The sequence below is a fragment of the Spirosoma koreense genome (assembly GCF_054777875.1).
Genome location: NZ_BAAHAC010000005.1, coordinates 521,581 through 540,487, shown reverse-complemented (window position 1 = coordinate 540,487; position 18,907 = coordinate 521,581). Strand labels below are relative to the sequence as shown.

Genomic DNA, 18,907 nt, shown 5'->3' with positions numbered 1-18,907 from the left:
ATATCGGGTGGCTTGCCTAACCAATTCCTGGGTCAATTCGTTAGGGTCTCACGATCTATTTATTTGCTCAACAAACCCGTGACTGCTGCACTATTGGCCCACGATCCGGTCGAGGCCGCCCGAGCCGCCCGGCTGATTTACATGAATGATGCCATGCCGGGTATCACCCGCCATCCGAATGGCGATCAGTTTACGTATTTCGACCCGCAGGGCAACCAACTACAGGATACCCAGACCCTGGCGCGCATTCGTAATATGGCCCTGCCCCCCGCCTGGACCGACGTCTGGATCAGCCCGAAAGCGAACAGTCATCTGCAGGCCACTGGCATCGATACCAAAAATCGCAAACAGTACCGGTATCACACTAAGTGGAATGCGGCCCGGAGCGAAACCAAATTTTTCCGGATGAAAGCATTCGGCGAAGCCTTACCGCTGCTTCGGACGAGGCTGGCAAAAGACCTGAAGTCGTCTACCCTATCGCAGGAAAAGGTCATTGCCATTGCGCTGAGTGTTATGGAGCAAACCCTCATTCGGATCGGTAATGCGGCTTATGAAAAGGAATACGGCTCCTATGGCCTCACTACGCTTAAAAACCGACACGTCAAATTGGCTGGCAGCGACGTTCGGTTTTCGTTTACTGGAAAAAAAGGTATTGCGCACGATATTACCCTGCACGACCGGAGGCTGGCCCGCCTGGTCAAAAGCTGCCGGGATATTCCGGGAAAGGAATTGTTTCAGTACTACGCTCCCGACGGTAGCCGCCACAGCATCGACTCGGGAATGGTGAACCATTACCTGCACGAAACCATGGGTACCGACTTTTCGGCGAAAGATTTTCGCACCTGGGCCGGTACCGTAAATGCGTTGCGGTTGCTGATTGAGCTGGATCCCTGCAGTACTACAACCGAGCTGAAGAAAAACGTCAATAAAGTGCTGGACGAAGTGGCTGAAAAACTGGGCAATACGCGCACGGTTTGCCGAAAACATTATGTATACCCACAAATTCTGGAAGCATACGAATGTCAGGACCTTAACCGCTATATCAGCCAGAAAAACAGGTACCACAAATCCAGTCCCAATGGCTTGGATGGTGTAGAAAAGCTCCTGCTCAAGTTCCTGAAAGATCAGACAAAACAAGCCGTTTCGAAAGCAAAATAATACCTACGAGGCAGGTCATTTGGTTTCCTGCTCGCCAACTGCTTTTACCCAGGTCTTTTTCCCACACTGCGTGCAGTCGGGGAGTGAATCGGCAGGTTCAACGTGCCGAACACGTCCACAACAGCAGCAGGCATAATTGCCGGGTTCCCGAATACGCTCAACGGGATGATCCAGTTCATTCGGTAAAATCGGTAAGCCCGGCCGAACGGCTTCGGGGCTGAACTGAAAAACGCTGAGTTGGCCATTGGGCTCCAGAATCGCCGTACGCACCTGCCCCAGATGCTCGATTCCTTCCACACGCAAGTCAGAAAACAGTTCTTCCAGGCCCAGGTCTTCTTCACCGAAGTTCTGAGTCAGAATACAGCCATTCTGAATCACATAAACCGGCTGGCCTTCGAGCACGTGCCGAACGGTTTTGTTGCGATCACTGATGTACGTTGCCAATTTATAACAGCCCATCATCACAATAAATACCACTACTGCTGCCATAATTGGCGTGTCGTGGTAAAACATTGGGTCGCCGGCAGCCGAACCCAAACCGATCAGCAAAACCAGCTCATAAATAGACAATTGGCGCACTTCGCGCTTGCCCGAGACCGTCAGGGCAGCCAGAATCACCACAAACATGAAAAAGGTGCGGAAGGCTACTTCACCGAGATAAGCCCAGGGAAAATCGTGGATAAAGATGCGCTTCCAGTCGAAGGGCTCAACAGGCTCGGTCATTTTGAGAAGATGGGATAGATGAGTAATGGAGAAGCCACTGCCTGACAGAATCGGTCAGCGATTTTCTGGCGCACCGTTCTTTCGGATTTTGATTCCCCGATTGTTGGCCCATTCTTCGGCTTTAGCCGTCGCAATAGCAATTGCCCGTTGTTCCTCCGCTCCTTCTGCCAGTAGCGCGTTTGCAATAGCAACCGCTTTGTTCCGAACCGGAGCCATGAAATTCTTCAGCGAAGCAGGATAATCGTTCGTTGTCCAGGGCATAGCCGTTACATCATTAATGAACAGATTAATAACTCATTAAATTACCAACTGTTTAGTAGCTCTGAATTGTCAGGACCTGGGCTGAAATCCTATGGTGGTTTCAGCCCAGGTCCTGACAATTCAGAGCTAGCTGGTTCTGCCTGGTGGCAGCGATGATAACCAGTTCATCGCCCAGATGAAGGCGCAGATGGACCCGGCAACAATAAGTATCCATTTATAGACCGTAGTTAGTGGCCATTGGGCAATTAAAGCCAACGCTGCCACAACCACCAGGGCAATCAGAATCATCCATCCTAAGCCCACAAACAGCGCAAAGGCGGTGCCGATGCCCGAGTCCCGACTATCGTTATACCGACTGGCATCGCACAAAAACGAGACGATCACGACAATTCCGATCAGGCTGGCCAGCATGACCCGGCCCAGCCACCACCACTGGTTGCCTGGCCCCCAAAGCAGTGGAGCCAAGGCTAACAGCATGCCAACGAGCGGCAAAAACCAGCCTGCATTCAGAAGTTTATCGTGGTCGTTGGGGGGCAGGGGCTGGTAGAGCCAAATGATCACTCTGGTCAGGACCGCCATCGACAGCCAGGCGAGTTCGGGACCCAGTACGTAAGCGAGCGTACGACTCATCGGGCGGGATCTAAAATGCTTTGTAATTCCGGACACTTTCCTGAACTGCCGCCAGAACACTGGTGAGTTGCTTATCAAGCTCCAAGTAAATGACCTGTAGCTCTTTATCGGTCTTCTGGCAATAAACTTCGATCGGTATATAGCGGCCATTGCCTTCGTCCAGCCTGATTTGCGAAAGCGTGATCCGGTACTTTCGGTTCGCACATTCGATGGCATAAGCGTACCGAAATATATAAACTCCTCCAGCCGAATTTTCTGAGCGAGGTATCATGATCGTCTGACTAAAATGGCCCGCCAGATCGCCGGTATCCTTATCGCTTAGAGCGGCTGCTTCGTTCTGCGTATGGTCGGATTGAGTGATCCACAATCGGGCTCGTCTGAACACATCAAGCTGCGAGACACTCCCGCAATCGACGACCTCGGAGTAGATCACTTTCTGATTAACAACCGGGAGAATCCCGTGAAGTTTTCCGTTGACAACTACGGGTGGACAGGTGCCCTGTTCGGAACCGATCAGCAGGAAAGAGGCTAGCAGAGTAACTGGAAGTATGAACATGGTTGAAAATCGAATCTGGTGTATAGTGAACGAAGCGAAGATAAACCAGCCGCCACAGCGACTCCCAGCCAGAATGAACAATCGGCATGACTGGGTAAATAAATAGCGGACTTTCCGGGTCTATAAGTTTGCTGCTGGATACATAGTCGTCAGGGTCCGGAAATCAGCTTAATCGGGGGCTAAACCTGAGGTATGTACCCTCCAGCCTGGCTGCTGTTATCGGTTGCAAATTCGGTGCCTCTCAGTCCGCATTCGTACCAATTCATACGGCCTATCAGGCAGTTCAGCGGGACAAGCGCTGAGCTAGCCCTAAAACCCAATAGCTTTATAGTCTTCACTTCGATCCTGTCTGACTATGAAAGTTTTTCTCGCTGGTTTGTTGCTCATCGGTTTACACAGCAATGCACAGTATAATCCTGTCGGTGCCATTACCATGTGGACTGAAGGGTACGTCATCACGCAGCAACAGGACACAATCCGCGGTCAGGTCCGGATTGGATCGCTCATCAATGATTCGCCCGAAACCATACTTGTCCGGCATGCCGACAACACCAAAACGAAAATTAAAGGCGACGATGTGCAGTTAATTGCTCAACGGATTCCTGACTTCGCCTATGCAACCGGCAGCATTCCCCAGGGGCGTGAAATGGTCATTTTTGAACGTGTTCCGAATCCCCGCCGAAAAGACAGACCGATGCTACTGGAGCGTCTGACGATTCCGGGTGGGGCCATTGCCCTGTACTTCGATGTGGCAGGCTGGAAAAAAACTACGGCATACACTTTTGGGAGTTTCGTACTCGAAACCGACCATCAGGAGCTCAGCTACGTAGCCGTAAAAAATGGCCGTGATGCCTTCGTTGCCAGACGAAGTGAACTAGCGACCGTCTATGACCGGCTTTTCGGCGATTGCCCGGCCTTTGGGCAATCTTACCCGGCCCTCACCCGGCGCGACTGGCGGGGATTGGGTGAGCTGGTGGATGCGTACAACCACCTCTGCCGGTGAGTGTACATCCGATTCCGGCGTTGTATGAACCTACCGGTCAATCCGGATGCAGGTTTCTTGAGTACATAACCTGAAACATGCTCAACTGACGGTCGTTATTCCGCCTGCTCCAGAATAACAAAAACACTCGATTAACTTACTGACAATAAAATCGTTAACACAAAACACACGCCTAGCTCACGTTACATAGTAACTTAACATAACGCGGTTTCTACCGCCTTACGTTACATTCAGCCTGTTATCAGAACCGATACTCATGCATTTTTCCCGATTGATCTGGCAATTACCGACCGGTATATTACTTATCACCACGGTTTTGCTGCTCATAAACGAATACGCCATTGCCAGTGGTAGTCGACGTATCAAAGACATTGCCTACGCAACGCCCGCCATACCCGAGTCGGCCCCCGAACGCCACTACCTCGATATTTACCAACCCCGCCCGGCTTCGTCGACACCGCGGCCGGTCGTAGTGTTTATTCACGGAGGAGCCTGGGATAGCGGCAGCAAAAACCTTTACGCGTTTATTGGACGACGACTCGCCAAACAACAGATTGTTGCGGTCCTGATCAACTACCGGCTGGCCCCCGCCGTGCAGGTCCCCGACATGGCCGACGACTGCGCCCGCGCCGTACGCTGGACCCAGCAACACATTGCCGGGTACGGTGGCGATCCGGACCGGATATATGTCATGGGCCATTCGGCGGGTGGCGGCTTGGCGGCTCTATTGACGGCTAATGATAGCCTGTTCACTAAACTTGGGCTAGCGCAAAATCCAATCAAAGGGGCCGTTCTCGATGATCCGGGTGGCCTGGACATGTTCGATTACCTGACAAAGATGCAGTACCCCGGCGACGAAAAATACCTCGTTCCATTTGGTAAAAAGCCAGCCAGCTGGCGCGATGTTTCTGCGCTGTATTACCTGAAAGCCAGTACAGCACCGATGTGGCTGTATGTGGGCGAACACACCTATCCGGGCATTGCCAGCAGTACGCAGCGCTTTCGTCGGCGGCTTCAGGCATTGGGCATTCGTCATCATGTTCGGGTGCTGGCCGGTAAAAAGCATGTCGGCATGGTGACTCAATTGTTCTGGAAAAACAATATCATCTACCAGGATCTGCTACAATTCGTGAACGATAGAAACCAATAGTAGCCTAAAAATCAATAAATTATCTACTTTTTTTGGTACGGCCGAAGCCGTTTCAACTCTTCATAACCGTAGAGAACGCCAGCCCTATTTGTCTTTACAAACCCAAATCGTAACCCATTACTACTTTGAAAATCAGGGAGGTTGTATTTGTTACCGGTTCCTTCGTGACCAATAGCGGATGGGATGACTGGCAGGCTTATTTTCCAAGCAAAGGGTATACCACCATGGCTCCTGCCTGGCCATTTAAGGACGGCACGGCCGCCGAATTACGGACCCGGAAGCCCAACGACACCGACTTAGCCAATTTATCCCTGGACGAACTGGTCGATCATTGTGTAAACATTGTGAAAGGCTTTCCCGAAAAACCGATTGTGATTGGGCATTCGCTGGGTGGTTTGATTACGCAGATCATTGTCAACCGCGACCTGGCCGCGGCCGGAGTAGCGATTCATTCAGTACCGCCACAGGGTTTATCCCGTATGAGTTTTCATTTCTGAAAGCTGGCTGGAAAGCGCTGGGGCTATTTACGGACCTCTAAGAAACTTATCTGATGTCGTTTGAAGACTGGCAGTATGCATTTGTAAACGACATGCCGCTGGAAGCGCAGAAGGCGGCTTACGAAGCCAATATGATTCCGGAATCGAAAAAAGTGACCAGTAAAGGGCTGACCAGTGCCGCCCACGTCGATTTTTCCAAACCCTATCCATTATTACTCACCTCCGGTAGTATCGACAACATTATACCCGCCCACCTCAACCACCGGAACTTCGAAGCGTACAAGAATAGCGGTTCGTTGCTGGACTACAAAGAGTTCGAAGACCGCAACCACTTTGTACTGGGCCAACCGACCTGGAAAGAAGATGCCGATTATGTTCTTAACTGGCTGGAGAAAAACGCATAGCTGAGTGTTATAATAACGAAACATTTCAGAGTAGTCCCGCTTCGTTAAAAAACCAAGTGGCCATGATACGGACAGTTGTATCATGGCCACTTGGTTTTTTAACAATATCCTTACGCTACGGCTTCGTACAATTCTTCACGCTGGGCTTTTACGCGATCGTCGGTGAGGTAATCGTCGTAGGTCATCAGCTTGTCGAGGATGCCCGCCGGTGTGATTTCGATGATGCGGTTAGCAATCGTCTGTACGAACTGGTGGTCGTGCGAGGTAAACAGAATCGGGCCTTTGAAATCGATCAGACCGTTGTTCAGCGATTCGATGGATTCGAGGTCAAGGTGGTTCGTCGGCTCGTCGAGCAGCAGCACATTGGCACCCGATAACATCATTTTCGAGAGCATACACCGCACTTTTTCGCCCCCGCTCAGCACGCTCGCTTTCTTCAGTGACTCTTCGCCCGAGAAAAGCATCCGCCCCAGAAAACCCCGGATAAAGCTTTCATCTTTTTCGACCGAATACTGCCGCAGCCAGTCGACCAGGTTCAGATCCGTCTGGAAGAACTTATCTTTCTCCGCGTCGGTCGGGAAATACGACATCGTAATCGTGATGCCCCAGCGGAACGTGCCGGAATCGGCCTTACGCTCACCCGCCAGAATGTCCATCAGAGCCGACACCGCCAGCCCATCGCGACTGTAGAGGAAAATCTTATCCTGCTTGTTGACCGTAAACGATAAATTTTCAAACAGTTTCGTGCCATCTTCAGCCGTATAGGTTAGATTTTCGACCGTCAGGATTTGATCGCCAGGTTCACGCTCGGGCTTAAAATTCACGTACGGATACTTGCGGGACGACGGTTGAATATCCTCGATCGTAAGCTTTTCGAGCAGTTTGGCCCGGCTGGTAGCCTGTTTCGATTTAGAGGCATTAGCCGAAAAACGCCGGATAAATTCTTCGAGCTCTTTCCGCTTATCTTCAGTTTTTTTGTTCTGATCCTGCCGTTGTTTCAGGGCCAGCTGGCTCGATTCGTACCAGAACGAGTAGTTGCCGGCAAAGAGCTTAACCTTGCTGAAATCGACATCGACGATCTGCGTACAGACCTGATCCAGGAAGTGCCGGTCGTGGGAAACGACAATGACTGTGTTATTGAAATTGGCCAGGAAGTTTTCGAGCCAGATCACCGATTCGACGTCGAGGTTGTTGGTCGGCTCATCGAGCAGCAGCACGTCCGGGTTGCCGAAGAGCGCCTGCGCCAGCAGCACCCGCACTTTCTCCGACCCGTTGAGGTCGCTCATCAGCGAATAGTGGAGGCCTTCCTTTATCCCCAGCCCCGAGAGCAGACTGGCTGCGTCGGACTCGGCATCCCAACCGTTCATTTCGGCAAACTCAGATTCGAGTTCGGCCGCTTTTTCGCCGTCGGCATCCGTAAAATCAGTTTTGGCGTAGAGCGCGTCCTTCTCCTGCATGATGTCGTACAGACGCTTGTTGCCCATGATGACCGTTTGCAAGACCGGAAACTCATCGTAGGCCGACTGATTTTGATTCAGCACCGACATTCGCTCTCCCGGCGTCATGGAAACTGACCCAGTCTGGGGTTCAATTTCGCCCGACAGAATTTTTAAAAACGTCGACTTCCCTGCCCCGTTGGCGCCGATGACACCATAGCAGTTCCCCGTCGTAAATTTTATAGTGACATCGTCAAATAACACCCGCTTTCCATAGCGGAGTGAGACGTTTTGTACCGTTACCATTTGATGATTATTCGTTCAGATTGAGGCACAAAGATACGAAATTTTAGCGGGATTTCGGGCGCTACCCGCACGGGCCGTTTTCTTTCTGACACGATTGACAGGATTAGCAGGATTGAAAAGCCTGATAGTTACAAATCCTGTCAATCGTGTCAGAAAAATGTTTTGTTTACTTGTCCCGCACACAACGAAAACCCAGGTTGTTGCTACCGCTACTGACTTCGCCTTTTCCCCGGCTACCGGCTTTGTACCGGATACAATATTCGTCGCTGCACAGAAATGAGCCGCCCCGCTGCACCCGCTTCACCGCCCCCGGTTCGTCAGGATCATAACTGTCGGCGGGTCCCTGCGGGTTGTCTTTTGCTGACTTCATGTAGTAGTCTGGCCGGTAAAAATCCTGACACCACTCCCAGACATTCCCATCCATGTCGTATAAACCATACGGGTTGGCAGAAAACGATTTAACCGGAGCTGCGCCCGCAAAGCCATCTTCGCTGGTATTCCGATCCGGAAAACTGCCCTGGTAAATATTGGCGACCCACTTACCACTAGGTTTGAGTTCATTACCCCAGTAATATGTGCGGTTACCTTTACCACCCTGAGCCGCAAATTCCCATTCTGCCTCGGTCGGCAATCGCTTGCCCGCCCACTTCGCATATGCCAGCGCATCGTCGTAGCTCACGTGCACAACTGGCTCGTTTTCACGCCCTTGGATAGACGATTTCGGCCCTTTCGGATGCTGCCAGCTGGCTCCTTTCACGTATTCCCACCACTGTAGTGGGTTCGCCAGGGACACCTTTTGAGCAGGTGGCGTAAAAACCGCCGAGCCGGGCACTAACTGCGCTACCGGGACGCCCGGATAATCGGCGGGATTCAGCGGGCGTTCGGCTACGGTTTTGTAGCCCGTAGCCGCCACGAACCGGGCAAACTCAGCGTTGGTCACTTCGTGTTCGTCCATCCAGAAGCCTTTCACCGTCACGGAATGCATCGGCCGGGCGTCCGGAAACTCATCGGCTCCCATCAGAAACGTACCGCCCGGAATCCAGGCCATGCCATCGGTCATTGTTCCGGTGGCTACCGTATTGGAAGCCGCCTGCCGAATAGCCGCTGTACGCGATGGCATTCCTTTCGCTACGCAAAAGGCAGCCGAGTCTGTTTTTGCCTGCGCTTGCTCGTCTGAAGACTGATTCGCAGAATGACAGCCCGCCAGGCCCGCCAGCAGCACACAGCTGATCAGCATTGCGCCAGCTTTACGGTTTACCAGCCAACAGTTTGCCTGCCTCATCGTCTTTATACATCCTTATCTGCTCGTTGAGCTTTGTTTTTAAATCGGCCGTTATGGCTTCGTAGCCTTTTTGCCCGTACAGATTATGGATTTGCTGCGGGTCCTTCTTCAAATCATACAACTCCCAGAAATCCTTAGGACCATAAAACCGAATCAGCGTGTATTGTTCCGTACGCAGGCCAAAATGTGGATATACATGGTGCGGCCTTGGGTATTCATAATAATGATAATACGCTTCTTTGCGCCAGGGGGTAGTTTCGCCTTTGAGCAGCGGCAGAAAGGATTTTCCCTGCATCTCTTTGGGAATGGCCGTACCGGTCAGGTTCAGGATGGTCGGTGCCCAGTCGATGTTCGATACCAGCTGATCGATTTGCGTGCCGGGCTTGATTACGCCCGGGTATCGAATCACAAACGGTGTTTTAAACGATTCTTCGTACATAAACCGCTTGTCGAACCAGCCGTGCTCGCCCATATAAAAACCCTGATCGGAGGCATAGATAACCACCGTGTTTTTTGCCAGGCCAGTTTTGTCCAGATAATTCAGTAGTTCACCGATGTTCCGGTCAAGCGCATTGGCCGTTGCCAGATAATCTTTCAGATACCGCTGGTATTTCCACTCCACCAGCGCCTTACCCGTCAGCTTTTTCTGGTCGAACTCCTTGCTAATCTTGTTCTCGTAATAGTCGTAGAACGGCTTTTTCTGTTCGGGCGAAAAGCGATTGTAGATGCCGCTTTTTTCGTAGTCCGCGTGAACTTTCAGATCCTCTTTCAGGCGCATGGTTTTGTCGATGGTCATGTCCTGATCGCGGGCGGCTTCCCGGCCTTTGTAGTCGTCGTAAAAGGTAGTGGGCAACGGGAACGTTACGTTGTCGTAAGCGCCCAGGTCCGGCAGATCGGGCAGCCATTCGCGGTGGGTAGCTTTGTGACCGACCACCAGAAAAAACGGTTTCGAAGCATCACGCTGAGCCAACCAGTCCATCGACAGTTTGGTCGTTACGTTCGTCACGTAGCCCGGATACCGAACCGTGTCTTTCTTTGCGTTGACAAAATCCGGGTTGTAATACTGGCCTTGGCCCGGCAAAACATTCAGGTAATCGAACCCATTGGGAAGCGCGCCCAGGTGCATCTTACCGATCCAGGCAGTCTGATAGCCATTCTTCTTCAGCTCTTCCGGAAAGACCGGCTGGTTGATGTCGAATACTTTTTCGTTGAGTTTATACCCGTTCAGATGACTATATTTGCCTGTCAGCAACGTGGCACGGCTCGGCCCGCAGATGGAGTTGGTCACGACATTGTTACGCAGAATAGCCCCTTCGCTGGCAATTCGGTCGATGTTAGGCGTTTTCGCGAGTTTGCTGCCATAGGCGCTGATAGCCTGATAGGCGTGATCATCGGAAAAAATTACGATGACATTCGGGCGATCTGTCGGCGTTTCGGCCTGTTTTTTCGACGCACAGCCCGGCATCGTACTCAGCATCAGTAGGCTCATCAGCGAGCCGGTAATCCATTTTACAGTCATGCAATCAGTTCGTTAATAGGACTTGTTTGCGCTACTTACCGCGGTAACATCGAACGGTTTATCATTAAAAAGCGCTTGATCACTTATCCCCTACTCTTACCTCTGACTCGGTCAGCCAATGGCTTTCAGTTCCTGCCACGAAATCAGGCCAATGGCCATTACCGCCAGCGCCAGACCTATTTTATTGACAGTTGAAAGTTTTTCCCGAAAAAACAGCGACGCCAGCAAAGCCGCCAGCAGAATAACCCCGATGTTGTAGAGCGGATAGACAAAAGCCCCATTGCCACCGTAAGCTGATAAGGCCAGCAACAGTGTATAGAAGCTCAGAAAATTGGGAACGCCCAGCGTTACGGCTCCGATCAGGCTGCGTGGCTGGAACGTTTCTTTCCCCTGAATCAGCCGTACCGTCAGCATCAATAATCCGGCGGCAATGGCACCGACCACCATCGTCAGCGTAACCTGTATGGTTTTGTCGGCCGACGGGATATAACGCAGATTCATATAATTGATCATGGTGTTGGTGGCACCGTAGAACAGAAAAACCCCGATCGGCAACAGCACATTAGCCCCCAGCCGATACGCTGTCCCCCCGGTATCTGAATCCGATGAGGCAACCGGCAGGGCTTCTTTGTAGGTACTTAATCCCACAGCCACAACGGCCAGCACTAGTCCCAGGTAGTTCAGCGCATCGAATGCCTTACCGCCGGTCTGGAAAACAAATAGGCTGAAACAGACCGGAATAACCAGCGACAGATTATTGGCCAGCGAGGTCGCCGTAATGCCCATGCGCTGCGTCGATGCCCCCGAGAGCAGAAACGTCAGAATAAACCCGACGCCCAGGCCCAGGGCCAGCCAGGTCCAGGTCTGGGCGAAATCGATGGTAAACGATTGCCCCGCTGGCAGCAGCAGAAAGCCCGTCAGAAAGCACACCGGATAATTGAACACGATGGCCTGAAACGTATTGACGTCGTAGCGCGGAAATACCCGAAAGTTCAATAACAGCAGCACCGAGAGCAGGATGCTAAGAGCTAGAAAGAGCATACGAGCGGGAGTGAATGAGTAATTCTGGGCCGAAGTTAACCGGCGATTGGGTTGGTCGTGTATCTTTCCGGTCTGAAAATGGCCGTTTCGTCATGAAAAGGACCCTATGCCTGCTGGCGACGCTGATCGTTTTTATCCCACACGTTGGTTGGGGACAAGCCCGAACGCCATCGGTTTCGCTGACGCTTTCACCAACGGCCGCTCACACAAATTACAAACCTCGCTACCTGTACCCCGAAAGCGACGGACTGGTTGTCGAACCCATTTGGCTGGACGGTCGCCGGTGGAGTACAGGCGCTTCGGCGGGCGTATCGGTTCTGTATGCCTACGCGCCCGGCTGGTCGGTCTCGTCAGGCATTCTGTTTCATCAGTTAAGCACTCGCCAGAGTCGGCTGCCCGCAGCGGGAGACGGCACGGTGTTTCTGCGCAACCGGGTGCTTCGGATTCCATTCTTCATCAATTACGCATCCACCACAAGGCGGATCTCCCCCTATTTTTCGTTTGGCCTGCTCACCGATGTTCCGGTTACATCGCGTGTGGTCGTAACGCGGGTCGGCGAATCGACGCAGCGGCTGCGGCTGAAACCGGCGTCGTCAAGGCCTTATTTTCACGTGGCTGTGGGGGCTGGAGTCGCTTATCGGCCAACAGGCCGGTATACGTTGCTGGCCCAGCCGCTGTTCACTTACAGTTTTGGACAGTTAGGCGGAGCCAGCATGTACAGCCCGTCGTTCGAGCTGGGTTTACAGATGCAGGTGGCTTATTCGTTCGCCCTTAAACTGCGTAAATAAGTCGCTCGACTCACAGCGTTCAACCGTCGTCTTACTAGGAAACCACTGCTACGCTCGTATGGATTTTTACTGATAATGGTCCAGCCGTTATGCAATTCGGCCAACAGTCTGCGGTTAATCGACGAGATTACCCGACCGTTTATGGGCTTTAGCACGATAGCGGTCGGATTGTTAGGGTATAAGTAAGTTATCCAACAATAAAGGACAAATAGTTTTCTCGATTAACCAGTTCGAAGCCTGCTTCCGGATAGGCTTCAGCAAACGCTTTAGGTGGCTTGGCTCGGTCTGATTTCCATTTGAATTCATACGCCTTTAATTGACCATTTTCTACTTCGACCCAGTCGATTTCCTGCTGATCATACGTGCGCCAAAAATAATAATCTATCCACCGTTGCGCAGCCTGAATTTGCTTCAGACGCTCTGCAATCAGGTAATTTTCCCAAAGCTCGCCCACATCCTGCCGAAGCACTAACGGGCGCAGGTCAGCAATCAAGGCATTGCGGATGCCATTGTCCAAAAAATACCAGCGCGAAGTTTTGGTCACTTCCTTACGCAGGTTCCGGCTGAATCCACCAACCTTTACCAAAATAAACACTTTAGTAAACAGATCGAGGTATTTCTCGACCGTATTCTTGCTTATCTGTAGCTGTCGTCCGAGTTCTTCCATCGACACCTCTTTACCAATCTGAAATGCCACCAGTTGCAACAAATTTTTAACTTTAGCGGCATTCCGAATCCCTTCAAAAGCGACAATATCTTTCAGTAAATAAGTATTCACTAACTCACGCAAATAGCGCTCCCGCTGAGTAGATGTAGTTAGGTTAAATAATTCCGGATAACTACCCATTACAAGTCGGTCCTCCAACTGTTGGCGTGTCTGCAAGCTATTTTCATTGACAATAAGTTCGCTTTGTGCAATGGGGTATAACTGATGAAAAAACGCCCGCCCAGTTAGCGGCTCACCGGAAAGGTTCAGTAGATCGAAAGCTGAAGAGCCCGTAACGACAATACGTAATTGTGGAAGCTGATCTACTAGCAGTTTCAGTACTTGTCCCACCGCAGGGATAGCCTGTGCTTCGTCAATAATCAGTAGTTCAGCATCACCTACGAGCCGCTGATAATTAGCAACGCTCCGCTGTGATAATATCTGCTGGGTGTCACTATCCTCACCCTCAAGCCAGCGGTAAGAGTAAGATACCAGTGTAACTAGTTTTCGCAGTAAGAACGTTTTACCAACCCGCCTTGGCCCAAAAATCAGGTTTACTTTACCCGGAACAAGATGTTCCACAAGTATAGGGAGTAGATATCGGTCAATTTCCATAAAATAGCTAAATACCGTCAGTGTATTGACGCAATTTAGCTAAATTGCGTCAATACACTGACGGTATTTATAAAAGAGGGCTGTATAGTTTGATGTGCTTATCTCGCCAGTAACGCTTTGTCTTCGGCCAGCAGGCGCATCCGGTACGCATTCATAGCCGTTCGCCCGAGCTGATTCACCAGTCGGTAATTGACGACGATACCCACGGCGGCTCCGATACCCGGAATCAGTTGTGCCATTTTAGCCAGATCGATGTAGTCGCGGTATTCCTGCTGAAACGTCAGCCAGTCGAACTGATGAATATCGTCGGGCAGCTGGCGGCTGTGCTCAGGCCAGTTCGCCACGTATCGATAGACTTCCTGCCGGCGCTCCTGGCTCGAAAAGGCCAGTTGAAAAACGTACAGGATAAAAACCCGCTCCCGATAATCGCTGACCGGGAAGCCGTACAGACTGGCAATTTCGAACAGCATTTTCATTTTCAGGGCCAGCAGAATCGGGAAGTCGGCCAGACCCAGCAGAAAACCACCCGCGCCCGTAACGCCCCCCTCGGCAGCGCTCGTTTTTTTGTAAAATTCAATCCGACGGGCTACGGCGGCATCACGTTCGACAAGTGTCTGTCCGATGGTCGGCTGACGCGACAAAAACTCGGCTCCAAACAAAACGGCGCGGGTCATCTGCTTGATGGTGGCGGTAATGACGGCGTGTACTTTTTTGGGAATGATGCGGTTAATCCGGTGCTGAAGGGCAGTAGAAAGTTTTCCGAAGGTAGACGGTGGTTTTTGCATGGCTTGCTGCCAGCGGGTCAGTTCGTTGCGGACGGCTTGTTCGTAGGGAGTCATGTGGAGTAATTTAGTGAAAAATGCTATCTTCACCGAATTAAAACGCCGGTCAGGCTGTTGACTATATACATCCTCAAACATCTAACAACGCCCGCTTGTCATTGTATGAAGAATGTTCTTTTGCTTCTGGTTGCTTTCGCCCTCATTTATTTCGTCAGCACTGGTTCAAAATCGTCCCGTAACCTTGTCGTCGCTAAGCCCGCTTCCGTTGCCAAATCGGCAAAACACATTCCTTACCTCGACGTTTATGACCAGCTGAACCTTAGTCAGGCAGGTCTGACCAAAGACGTTTTTGAGTATGCAGTGCGCGGCTGGCGCAAAATGGATACAGCCAAGTCGACCCTGACGATCGTCGATCTTAGTCAGCCATCGACCCACAAGCGGCTGTATGTAGTTGATCTACTGCAGAAAAAACTCCTTTTCAACACCTATGTGGCGCACGGACAAAACTCCGGCGATGTCGTTCCCGACCACTTTTCGAACAAGCAATCGTCGTTTCAGAGCAGTCTGGGTTTTTACCAGACGCTAAACACCTACATGGGCAAACATGGCCTGTCGCTGCAACTGAAAGGGCTGGAAAAAGGCTTCAACGATAATGTCTATAACCGCAATATCGTGTTGCACGGGGCCGATTATGTTTGCGAAGACTTTATCCGGAAAACAGGCCGGTTAGGCCGCAGTCAGGGTTGCCCGGCGGTTCCTTACGCCGATTCGAAAGGGATCATTCAGGCGGTAAAAGGTGGGTCCTGCCTCTTCGTTTATTCGCCCAATACCGATTATTTACAAAAATCGACGTACCTGAGTAACGGAATCGAGTTTCCGACTTTTTAAGTCGTTACTACCGTAAAATCCGTTTCCTATGCCCCACATTCCGCTTGAAGCCCACTTGCCCGGCATTACGGGCCTGTTAGAATATCGCCAGGATTCGGCCCAGCCCATTCGCGAATTGACCCAGCTCCTGTTGCGGGGCGAATCGACGCTGACCGAAGGCGAACGCGAACTGATCGCTACGCTGGTCTCGCACCGGAACGAATGCCGGTTCTGCACAACGGCTCACACAGCTGCCGCTGATTTGCTGCTCGGCGAAGCAAAAACCTGCGAACAAGTCAAACAGGATTACGAAACGGCGCCGGTTTCGGAGAAAATGAAAGCTCTGCTGAACATCGCTGCACTAGTCCAGAAAAACGGACGAGCCGTAACGCCCGAAGCAGTTGATCGGGCTAAATCGGTTGGCGCAACCGACCGGGAGATTCACGACACGGTGCTGATTGCCGCGCTGTTTTGCCTCTACAACAAATATGTCGACGGGCTCGCCAGCGTAACCCCGACCGACCCGGCTTTCTATACACGCCTGGGTGAGCGTATTACCACCCACGGCTATAACCGGCTCAGCCAAGGCTATGACCATCTGAAAGCAAAAGCCTGAACAACATAGCGCGGGTAGAAACTTACGCTTTTCAGTTAACAATCGCGGGTTTCTACCCACGCTACGTTGTTCAGGCCGCTTCTTCTTTAGCCTTAACCGGTACAGCGGCTACCGACGATGAATACCCATTTTCGCAGATCATAACAGCTCGTTGCCGGAAGAATGACGTGTCTTCCGGCATAAACGTAGCTAATCCGTCGACGTAGCGGTTAAACATGCAGAAAGCTGCGGCAATGAGCACCGTATCGTGAATTTCCTTGTCCGTCGCTCCCCGGCCTTTAGCCCGATCAATCTGCTCAGTAGTGACGTGCTTGCCGCCTTTCTGCACACTACCGGCAATGGCAAGCAGGGCTTTCATTTTCTCCGAAATGGGTGCTGTTTCCGGGTCCTGTTTAACCCGCCGGACCAGACTCCAGTCGGTATCGCCGAGCCACTGGCTGGCAATTGCTCCGTGAATCGTCTGGCAGTACTGGCAATCGTTTTCCGACGATACATAGGTCGCGATCAGTTCGCGCTCGCCCTGACTCAGGGTATTGTCTGCCGACCACAGGAGCTGATCGACAAGTAGATTGAGCGGTTTAGCCGTTTCGGGGCTAAAGGCCATGGGTCCCCGGATTCCGGGTAGCCCTTCGGGTAATTGGATATGTGCCATGATTTATTTTGTTTCGCGTTCAATATATCCCCACCCGCAAAGCAGGTGGGGAATATAACCAACCTATAATGAATAGCTTCTTACCGGACAGCTCTCTCAGAACTGTCCGGTACTGTTTTATCAGGCAGGATTACTCGCTGGTAATGCATAGCCGTTTTTCGCCAGCCGCTCGCCCATAGGCTCATAAACAGCCGGGTCAGTGGGCGACAAGGTTGCCAATCCATCGACGTAACGATTAAACAGACAGAACGTAGCAGCAATCAGCACCGTGTCGTGGATGTCGCGATCGGTAGCGCCCTGCTCCCGCGCCCGGGCTACGTCGGTCTCACTGACCGTACGCGCATCCGCCTGCACACGCCCGGCAATGGTCAGCAGGGCCTTCATTTTCTCCGAAATGGGTGCTGTTTCGTATTCATCCAGCACAAAATCAACAACTTCACGATCGAGTCCGAATAAGGCTCGGGCAGCCGCTGCGTGACTCTGAGTACAGAAATTACAGTTATTTCGGGACGACACGTAGGTCGCAATTAGTTCGCGCTCGCCCTGGCTCAGGGGCGAATCGCCCCGCAGCAGAATCTGGGCCAGTTCATAGAGCGGTTTGCCCGTATCGGGCCGGTACATGACCAGGCTCCGGATTCCGGGAACCCCGTCTGGTAATGAAATATGTGGCATATCGTTCGTTTTTAAAGGTTATTGAACAAAAGTGGATCGACGGCTAAACCAGGTAGCGCCGAACGCCAGGGCAAACGCCAGTGAAAAGAAAAGCAGAGCGTTTCCCAAGCCACCGAACACGCCCACCAGCGAACCGACGAAAAAAACGCCGGTAGCTGTCAGAATGCGGCCAATGTTAAAGCAGAAGCCTGTGGCGGTTGCCCGAACTGTGGTCGGGAACAGCATAGGAATAAAGCTCGACAGGGTGCCCTGACTTATACCGAAGCAAAGCGACAGCAGCGCCGTTTCGGCATATACCACCGGCGAAAACTGTCGATTGGTGCCGAACAGCAGCCAGCAGGCTAGTAAACAGGCGGCAAAAGTGCCTAACAGCGTTGTACGCATACCGAGTCGGTTTACGAGCACACCCGAAATAGCTCCGCCCAGAATACCACCCATACCAAACAGCATCATGGTCAGTCCGCGCGCCTGACGTGCTTCGGATTCACTGGTGAAAAGGGTTTGTACCCAGGAAGGTGTCCAGGAAAAAACCGCCCATAAACCAATCAGTACCGCACTGAAAATGACCGCCCCCTGCACCAGATTCAGCCGGTATTCGGGTTGCCAGATAGACCGGCTATCTGAGGCTTTTGTTGTCCGGGCCGTTTGCCAGCGGGTCGATTCGGGTAAGGCGCTCATGACGAGCAGAGCCAGCCCCAGAGGCAGCAAGCCCAGCCAGAATACCTGCCGCCACTGCGTAAACAACAGATTCAGGCTGCCCGCCAGCACGATACCGACCGGAAAAGACATGGCCAGTAAGCCCAGCACCACTGGGCGACCTCGCTCGGGCCAGATCTCTGAGAGGTAAATGGTGGTAACGACCAGGATGCCGCCCACGCCCATGCCTGCTATGAACCGGAACCCGGCCAGCATCAGCCAATCGCTGGACCAGACACTCAGTAGGGTAAAAATTCCGACCAGGGCCGTAGCCAGGGTAAGCGCCCTCACCCGCCCCAGCCGATCGGCAATCAGGCCAAAGCCCATCCCGCCGATGACCCAGCCATACAGAAAGGAAGCGTTCAGAATAGCGCCGGCGGTAGCCGTAGCCTTCAAATCCGGCAGAATGACGGGTAAGAAAACGGATAATACCGTCGAGACAGTCCCCCCCATCAGATAACACGCGAAACAAAGCCCAAACGAACGCCAGTCGGCCCGATCGATTTTCGCAGCAACAGGAGACCTAAGTAACTGATCCATAGGATTA

Annotated in this window: 21 protein-coding genes; 8 read left to right on the top strand and 13 right to left on the bottom strand. The window is 52.0% G+C overall.

Annotated features, from left to right (window positions below):
- Nucleotides 1-78 precede the first annotated feature (78 nt).
- A complete protein-coding gene (locus ACYVC2_RS08045; protein WP_461101789.1) occupies nt 79-1,158 on the top strand; it encodes a DNA topoisomerase IB in 1,080 nt (359 codons plus the stop codon).
- A gap of 15 nt (nt 1,159-1,173) precedes the next feature.
- On the opposite strand, the gene ACYVC2_RS08040 is transcribed toward ACYVC2_RS08045, so the two are convergent.
- From ACYVC2_RS08040 to ACYVC2_RS08025, 4 genes are all read right to left on the bottom strand, one after another.
- Complete coding sequence (locus ACYVC2_RS08040; protein ID WP_461101788.1) at nt 1,174-1,881, bottom strand: DUF421 domain-containing protein; 708 nt, start codon at nt 1,879-1,881, stop codon at nt 1,174-1,176.
- 54 nt (nt 1,882-1,935) lie between these two features.
- Nucleotides 1,936-2,142 carry a DUF2188 domain-containing protein gene (locus tag ACYVC2_RS08035; RefSeq protein WP_461101787.1) on the bottom strand — a complete coding sequence of 69 codons (207 nt, stop codon included), beginning with the start codon at nt 2,140-2,142 and terminating at the stop codon, nt 1,936-1,938.
- Nucleotides 2,143-2,268: 126 nt separating this feature from the next.
- Nucleotides 2,269-2,772, bottom strand: coding sequence for a hypothetical protein (locus tag ACYVC2_RS08030; protein WP_461101786.1), 504 nt, complete (start codon nt 2,770-2,772; stop codon nt 2,269-2,271).
- Nucleotides 2,773-2,782: 10 nt separating this feature from the next.
- Nucleotides 2,783-3,328, bottom strand: coding sequence for a DUF4468 domain-containing protein (locus ACYVC2_RS08025; protein WP_461101785.1), 546 nt, complete (start codon nt 3,326-3,328; stop codon nt 2,783-2,785).
- A 355-nt stretch (nt 3,329-3,683) separates the two neighbouring features.
- On the opposite strand from ACYVC2_RS08025, the gene ACYVC2_RS08020 reads away from it, so the two are divergent.
- From ACYVC2_RS08020 to ACYVC2_RS08005, 4 genes are all read left to right on the top strand, one after another.
- Nucleotides 3,684-4,331 (top strand): hypothetical protein, encoded by a 648-nt coding sequence (locus ACYVC2_RS08020; protein ID WP_461101784.1) that lies wholly within the window; start codon nt 3,684-3,686, stop codon nt 4,329-4,331.
- Nucleotides 4,332-4,587: 256 nt separating this feature from the next.
- A complete protein-coding gene (locus ACYVC2_RS08015; protein ID WP_461101783.1) occupies nt 4,588-5,481 on the top strand; it encodes an alpha/beta hydrolase in 894 nt (297 codons plus the stop codon).
- Nucleotides 5,482-5,645: 164 nt separating this feature from the next.
- Nucleotides 5,646-5,978 (top strand): alpha/beta fold hydrolase, encoded by a 333-nt coding sequence (locus ACYVC2_RS08010; protein ID WP_461101782.1) that lies wholly within the window; start codon nt 5,646-5,648, stop codon nt 5,976-5,978.
- A gap of 53 nt (nt 5,979-6,031) precedes the next feature.
- The gene (locus ACYVC2_RS08005; RefSeq protein ID WP_461101781.1) at nt 6,032-6,382 is read left to right on the top strand and encodes a hypothetical protein; all 351 of its coding nucleotides are present in this window, start codon (nt 6,032-6,034) and stop codon (nt 6,380-6,382) included.
- A gap of 110 nt (nt 6,383-6,492) precedes the next feature.
- On the opposite strand, the gene ACYVC2_RS08000 is transcribed toward ACYVC2_RS08005, so the two are convergent.
- The 4 genes from ACYVC2_RS08000 to ACYVC2_RS07985 form a co-directional block, all read right to left on the bottom strand.
- Nucleotides 6,493-8,124, bottom strand: a complete 1,632-nt coding sequence (locus ACYVC2_RS08000) for an ABC-F family ATP-binding cassette domain-containing protein (RefSeq protein ID WP_461101780.1) — start codon at nt 8,122-8,124, stop codon at nt 6,493-6,495.
- A gap of 166 nt (nt 8,125-8,290) precedes the next feature.
- Entirely contained in the window at nt 8,291-9,361 is a 1,071-nt protein-coding gene (locus tag ACYVC2_RS07995; RefSeq protein ID WP_461101779.1) for a formylglycine-generating enzyme family protein, read from the bottom strand.
- 10 nt (nt 9,362-9,371) lie between these two features.
- Nucleotides 9,372-10,925, bottom strand: coding sequence for a sulfatase family protein (locus ACYVC2_RS07990; protein WP_461101778.1), 1,554 nt, complete (start codon nt 10,923-10,925; stop codon nt 9,372-9,374).
- Between the two features lie 111 nt (nt 10,926-11,036).
- Entirely contained in the window at nt 11,037-11,966 is a 930-nt protein-coding gene (locus tag ACYVC2_RS07985) for an EamA/RhaT family transporter (RefSeq protein WP_461101777.1), read from the bottom strand.
- Nucleotides 11,967-12,058: 92 nt separating this feature from the next.
- On the opposite strand from ACYVC2_RS07985, the gene ACYVC2_RS07980 reads away from it, so the two are divergent.
- Nucleotides 12,059-12,754, top strand: coding sequence for a PorT family protein (locus tag ACYVC2_RS07980; protein ID WP_461101776.1), 696 nt, complete (start codon nt 12,059-12,061; stop codon nt 12,752-12,754).
- A gap of 187 nt (nt 12,755-12,941) precedes the next feature.
- On the opposite strand, the gene ACYVC2_RS07975 is transcribed toward ACYVC2_RS07980, so the two are convergent.
- Complete coding sequence (locus ACYVC2_RS07975; protein ID WP_461101775.1) at nt 12,942-14,042, bottom strand: ATP-binding protein; 1,101 nt, start codon at nt 14,040-14,042, stop codon at nt 12,942-12,944.
- Nucleotides 14,043-14,173: 131 nt separating this feature from the next.
- On the bottom strand, nt 14,174-14,914 hold the full coding sequence (locus ACYVC2_RS07970; protein WP_461101774.1) for an EcsC family protein: 741 nt from the start codon (nt 14,912-14,914) through the stop codon (nt 14,174-14,176).
- 105 nt (nt 14,915-15,019) lie between these two features.
- On the opposite strand from ACYVC2_RS07970, the gene ACYVC2_RS07965 reads away from it, so the two are divergent.
- Nucleotides 15,020-15,745 (top strand): murein L,D-transpeptidase catalytic domain family protein, encoded by a 726-nt coding sequence (locus ACYVC2_RS07965; protein WP_461101773.1) that lies wholly within the window; start codon nt 15,020-15,022, stop codon nt 15,743-15,745.
- A 28-nt stretch (nt 15,746-15,773) separates the two neighbouring features.
- A complete protein-coding gene (locus tag ACYVC2_RS07960) occupies nt 15,774-16,340 on the top strand; it encodes a carboxymuconolactone decarboxylase family protein (RefSeq protein ID WP_461101772.1) in 567 nt (188 codons plus the stop codon).
- A 70-nt stretch (nt 16,341-16,410) separates the two neighbouring features.
- Here ACYVC2_RS07960 and ACYVC2_RS07955 read toward each other — a convergent pair whose 3' ends face one another.
- The 3 genes from ACYVC2_RS07955 to ACYVC2_RS07945 form a co-directional block, all read right to left on the bottom strand.
- Nucleotides 16,411-16,992: a carboxymuconolactone decarboxylase family protein gene (locus tag ACYVC2_RS07955; protein WP_461101771.1), complete on the bottom strand. Its 582-nt coding sequence runs from the start codon at nt 16,990-16,992 to the stop codon at nt 16,411-16,413.
- A gap of 120 nt (nt 16,993-17,112) precedes the next feature.
- A complete protein-coding gene (locus ACYVC2_RS07950) occupies nt 17,113-17,664 on the bottom strand; it encodes a carboxymuconolactone decarboxylase family protein (RefSeq protein WP_461101770.1) in 552 nt (183 codons plus the stop codon).
- A gap of 18 nt (nt 17,665-17,682) precedes the next feature.
- Complete coding sequence (locus ACYVC2_RS07945; RefSeq protein WP_461101769.1) at nt 17,683-18,900, bottom strand: MFS transporter; 1,218 nt, start codon at nt 18,898-18,900, stop codon at nt 17,683-17,685.
- Between the last annotated feature and the right edge of the window lie 7 nt (nt 18,901-18,907).

Excerpts from the sequence above, each read along its gene's own strand:
- ACYVC2_RS08020 (WP_461101784.1), top strand. The coding sequence starts at position 3,684 with ATGAAAGTTTTTCTCGCTGGTTTGTTGCTCATCGGTTTACACAGCAAT.
- ACYVC2_RS08015 (WP_461101783.1), top strand. The coding sequence starts at position 4,588 with ATGCATTTTTCCCGATTGATCTGGCAATTACCGACCGGTATATTACTT.
- ACYVC2_RS07985 (WP_461101777.1), bottom strand. The coding sequence starts at position 11,966 with ATGCTCTTTCTAGCTCTTAGCATCCTGCTCTCGGTGCTGCTGTTATTG.
- ACYVC2_RS07990 (WP_461101778.1), bottom strand. The coding sequence starts at position 10,925 with ATGACTGTAAAATGGATTACCGGCTCGCTGATGAGCCTACTGATGCTG.
- ACYVC2_RS08025 (WP_461101785.1), bottom strand. The coding sequence starts at position 3,328 with ATGTTCATACTTCCAGTTACTCTGCTAGCCTCTTTCCTGCTGATCGGT.
- ACYVC2_RS07970 (WP_461101774.1), bottom strand. The coding sequence starts at position 14,914 with ATGACTCCCTACGAACAAGCCGTCCGCAACGAACTGACCCGCTGGCAG.
- ACYVC2_RS07960 (WP_461101772.1), top strand. The coding sequence starts at position 15,774 with ATGCCCCACATTCCGCTTGAAGCCCACTTGCCCGGCATTACGGGCCTG.
- ACYVC2_RS07955 (WP_461101771.1), bottom strand. The coding sequence starts at position 16,992 with ATGGCACATATCCAATTACCCGAAGGGCTACCCGGAATCCGGGGACCC.
- ACYVC2_RS07980 (WP_461101776.1), top strand. The coding sequence starts at position 12,059 with ATGAAAAGGACCCTATGCCTGCTGGCGACGCTGATCGTTTTTATCCCA.
- ACYVC2_RS08035 (WP_461101787.1), bottom strand. The coding sequence starts at position 2,142 with ATGCCCTGGACAACGAACGATTATCCTGCTTCGCTGAAGAATTTCATG.
- ACYVC2_RS08005 (WP_461101781.1), top strand. The coding sequence starts at position 6,032 with ATGTCGTTTGAAGACTGGCAGTATGCATTTGTAAACGACATGCCGCTG.
- ACYVC2_RS08030 (WP_461101786.1), bottom strand. The coding sequence starts at position 2,772 with ATGAGTCGTACGCTCGCTTACGTACTGGGTCCCGAACTCGCCTGGCTG.
- ACYVC2_RS08000 (WP_461101780.1), bottom strand. The coding sequence starts at position 8,124 with ATGGTAACGGTACAAAACGTCTCACTCCGCTATGGAAAGCGGGTGTTA.
- ACYVC2_RS07945 (WP_461101769.1), bottom strand. The coding sequence starts at position 18,900 with ATGGATCAGTTACTTAGGTCTCCTGTTGCTGCGAAAATCGATCGGGCC.
- ACYVC2_RS07950 (WP_461101770.1), bottom strand. The coding sequence starts at position 17,664 with ATGCCACATATTTCATTACCAGACGGGGTTCCCGGAATCCGGAGCCTG.
- ACYVC2_RS07965 (WP_461101773.1), top strand. The coding sequence starts at position 15,020 with ATGAAGAATGTTCTTTTGCTTCTGGTTGCTTTCGCCCTCATTTATTTC.
- ACYVC2_RS08040 (WP_461101788.1), bottom strand. The coding sequence starts at position 1,881 with ATGACCGAGCCTGTTGAGCCCTTCGACTGGAAGCGCATCTTTATCCAC.
- ACYVC2_RS07995 (WP_461101779.1), bottom strand. The coding sequence starts at position 9,361 with ATGCTGATCAGCTGTGTGCTGCTGGCGGGCCTGGCGGGCTGTCATTCT.